The organism is Candidatus Acidiferrales bacterium, from assembly GCA_036514995.1.
In the GTDB taxonomy this organism is placed as follows: Bacteria; Acidobacteriota; Terriglobia; order Acidiferrales; family DATBWB01; genus DATBWB01.
The window spans coordinates 1-3575 of sequence record DATBWB010000004.1 but is presented as its reverse complement, the minus strand read 5'-3'; the positions used below and the strand labels follow the sequence as shown (position 1 = coordinate 3575).

Genomic DNA, 3575 nt, shown 5'->3' with positions numbered 1-3575 from the left:
GGGCCGAGATTGCCCGCCAGCGCGTGCAGATTTTCAAGCCGCTCATTGACCAGCGCTATTCCCAGGCCGAAATCGTCTCCCACAGCGACCTTCGCATTGCTTCCGATCTGGTCACCTCGGCGGTCGAAATTCTGGAGCGGGTGGACCCCAGGACCGAGGTGATCGGGATTGATGAAGGGCAGTTCCTGGGCGACGAGCTGGTGGACATATGCCAGAAGCTGGCGAACATGGGCAAGCGGGTAATTGTCGCCGGCCTCGATACCGACTTCATGGGCCGGCCCTTCGCCCCTATCCCGCACCTGCTCTCCATCGCCGAGGAGATCACGAAGTTGTTGGCGATTTGTGTCCGCTGCGGCAACCCGGCCAAGCACACCCAGCGATTGATCGGCTCGGAGGAATTGATCGTGGTCGGCGCTCAGGACAAGTATGAAGCGCGCTGCCGGCGTTGCTTTGAGCCCCGCCCAGGCGGACTGGCTCACGCCAGGGCCGAAAAGGACAAGGAAAGCAAGCACCCTGCCTGAGGCGGGACAAGGAGCCGCTTGCCCGGCAAGGCTCGTTGGCGGGCTGAGCCGTTTCTTTCCCGCGATCTTCGCCCGCCTCGATAGAATGGGGGCTGGTGAGGAGATGAATCTGAGTCTGACGGCATCGGCGCCGACGCGCATTGACCTGGCCGGCGGCACGCTGGACATTTGGCCGCTCTACTTGTTTCACGAGGGCGCGCTGACCGTGAACGTGGCGATTGACCGCTACGCTCATTGCTCGCTTTCGCCGCGTGCCGACGGCAAAGTTGTTTTTATTTCTCGCGATATCCGCCGGCGCGAAGAATTCGCTTCCTTTGGCGCCTTTCTCCGCGCGCGGCGCTATCGCCTCCCGCTGCCGGCGCGGCTGGTGCGTTTCTTCGACCCGCAAGGCTCGCCGGCTGCCCGGCGCGGGTCCTTCCGCGGTTTCACGCTGACCACCGATTCGCTTGCCCCGGCGGGCGCGGGCCTTGCCGGTTCGAGCGCGCTGAATATTGCCCTTTGCGCTCTGCTGAACACGCTCGCGCGCGCCCGGTACACCGCCGAGCAGCGCATCACCATCGCCCGCAACGTCGAAGCGCAGGTTATCCGCGTGCCGACGGGCGAGCAGGACTACTACCCCGCCACCTTCGGCGGCGCGCACGCGATCCATTTCGGGCCGGCCGGAACTCGTCGTGAAGCGTTGCCTCTCGATGCCGTCGAATTCGATCGTCGCTTTGTGCTTTGCTACACCGGCAGGCCGCGCCAGTCCGGCATCAACAATTGGGAGGTGATGAAGGCTCATCTCAACGGCGACCGGCGGGTGCGCAGAAATTTCGATCAGCTTGCCGAAATTGCCGGAGCAATGCGCTCGGCGCTCCTGGCTCGCAACTGGAACCTTGTGGCCGAGCTCGTGCGTAAAGAGTGGCGCTGCCGCCGCCGCAATCTCCCCGGCATCACGACCCCGCAAATCGGCCGCCTCATGAGACTGGCCCGGCAGAAAGGCGCGCTCGCGGGCAAGGTTTGCGGCGCGGGGGGCGGTGGTTGCGTTTTTTTCTTGATCGAGCCCGGCGCCCGCAGCGATGTCGAGCGGGCTCTCGCCGCGGCCGGGGCGCGTATCCTGCCCTTCGCCGTTGCCAGGGCAGGCGTCCGGGTCCATTCCGGCGGAGAGGCGATGTAAAGGGATGCCCGGCGCGTCTTTGTTTCGTATGGAGGATGGCCGGTTGCGGCCTGGCCTTCGCGCCATTCTTTTTCTGGCCCTCACACTGGTCCTCTACTACTTGACGGTCGGAGCTTTTGCTGTTTGGCCCGGAGCCCTCCCCGGCAGGAGCGCTCTCGTCTGGGTTGGGATCTGGCGAGGCGTCCAGTTAGTCATCCTGCTGATCGTCTCCCGTTTCATGGTCGTCTGGTTCGACCGCCGCAGCTTCCGCACGCTCGGGCTGTGGAACTATCCCGGCTTCGCGCGCGAACTGGCGATGGGGGCAGCGCTTGGCTCGGCGACAGTGACCGCCGGGGCGATTCTGCTGCTTGCGTCGGGCAGGCTGGTCATCGTCACCTGGACGGACAACTGGAAAGAAACCACCGTCGCTGCGGCGACTGGTTTCCTGCTGGTTGCGATAGCTGCGAGCTGGGAAGAAATTCTCTTCCGCGGCTATCCTTTTCAGCGGCTGATCGAGTCGCTGAGCCCGGTTGCGAGCGTTGCGATCTTCTCCACGTTTTTCGGGTTGATGCACAAGAGCAACCCTGATGCGACACCTCTCTCGGTGGCGAACACGGTTATCGCCGGGACTTTCTTTGCCGTGGCCTATCTCAAGACCCGGGGCCTTTGGCTGCCCCTGGGGTTCCACATTGCGTGGAATTACGTGCAGGGCTGCCTGTTTTCGCTGCCGGTGAGCGGCATCCGCATGTACCGCCCGGCCGCTATCCTCGAGTGGCGTCCGCCGGTTTGGCTATCGGGAGGTGGCTACGGCCTTGAGGGGAGCGTGGTGACAACCCTCCTGCTTGCGGCCCTCACCCTATGGCTTGTACGGACCAGGCGCGTTTCTCCTTCCGCCGCTATGCGAGAAGTTCTAAAATGATTGTTGGAGCGGGAGCCATGCAGCGTTGGGCGCTCTCCACTGGCGCGTTGTTGGTTATCGGTCCGGCTGTGGCGGGGCTTGCCCTGAGCGGAACCGAAGGGTCATGGGCCATCCCGAAAGGTCGGGATCGGCCTGCCGTTGATCAGCGATCCTCAGGAAAACTCAGCCCCGAAACCCGCCTGCTTCTCGTCCGGGAACTTTCCGGAGAATTTTCCCGCGCCAAGATAGCCCTGCCCGCGGGGAAGAAACCCGTTCAGTTGGAAGCGGGCAAGCCTTTGAACGAAGCCCAGTTGAAAGATCTCATCGCCCGCAACGGGATCTCGGTCAATCCGGGGGACACGGCCCAGATCACCAAAATGAGCTTTGGGAATGATCAGATCGTGTTTGAGATCAACGGCGGAGGAAAGCGGAGGCGACGTTGGGCCGAACGTATCGAGATCGGTGTTGGTCCGACCACCCGTCCCATCAGCCGGCCGTCGGAGCCGGGGCTCGAGCCGCACGGTTGCGCCATTGTCTTGAAATTCCCGCAATCGGTCCCGGAGGTAACGTCTGTCGAACTGAAACAGCATCTCTCCGCCCTGCTCGACTTCTCTGGCCAGCGCACTGCCGCCGCGATGTGGATTGAATCGCTTCCCAAGGAATTTCAGGAAGCCATCAAAAACCGTGAGGCGAAAGTCGGCATGACCGAAGAGATGGTGTTTACCGCCGTAGGCCGTCCCGACCGGAAGGTAAGAGAACTCCGCGAGGGTGTCGAGGAGGAAGATTGGATTTACGGCAACCCGCCTTCCAAGGTGACCTTCATCACCTTCCGTGACCACAAGGTTGTACGCATCCAGGAATTTCCTTAGAAAGGGGGCAAGCTGAAGCATGCCCCTACACAGACATAACACAGACATAGCCGGACAGTGCCCTTGCGTGCGCATCCTTGACTCGGTCTAGCTGTGCCCGTATGATTCGTTTTTTGCGCCCTTGTTTTCTGCCTGCGCTCTTGAGGCTGATC

Annotated in this window: 4 protein-coding genes; all 4 read left to right on the top strand. The window is 62.4% G+C overall.

Features of this window, described 5'->3' with window-relative positions; translation table 11 throughout:
- Window positions 1–521: thymidine kinase (locus VIH17_00375; protein ID HEY4681686.1), on the top strand; the 521-nt coding region annotated here is incomplete at its 5' end.
- Window positions 522–624: 103 nt separating this feature from the next.
- Window positions 625–1677: a hypothetical protein gene (locus tag VIH17_00370; protein HEY4681685.1), complete on the top strand. Its 1053-nt coding sequence runs from the start codon at window positions 625–627 to the stop codon at window positions 1675–1677.
- A gap of 43 nt (window positions 1678–1720) precedes the next feature.
- Window positions 1721–2575, top strand: coding sequence for a type II CAAX endopeptidase family protein (locus tag VIH17_00365; protein HEY4681684.1), 855 nt, complete (start codon window positions 1721–1723; stop codon window positions 2573–2575).
- A gap of 17 nt (window positions 2576–2592) precedes the next feature.
- On the top strand, window positions 2593–3423 hold the full coding sequence (locus tag VIH17_00360) for a hypothetical protein (GenBank protein HEY4681683.1): 831 nt from the start codon (window positions 2593–2595) through the stop codon (window positions 3421–3423).
- The last annotated feature ends 152 nt before the right edge of the window (window positions 3424–3575 follow it).

What these genes read in the sequence shown, in the direction of transcription:
- VIH17_00360 (HEY4681683.1), top strand. Translation starts at nt 2,593, where the DNA reads ATGCAGCGTTGGGCGCTCTCCACTGGCGCGTTGTTGGTTATCGGTCCG.
- VIH17_00370 (HEY4681685.1), top strand. Translation starts at nt 625, where the DNA reads ATGAATCTGAGTCTGACGGCATCGGCGCCGACGCGCATTGACCTGGCC.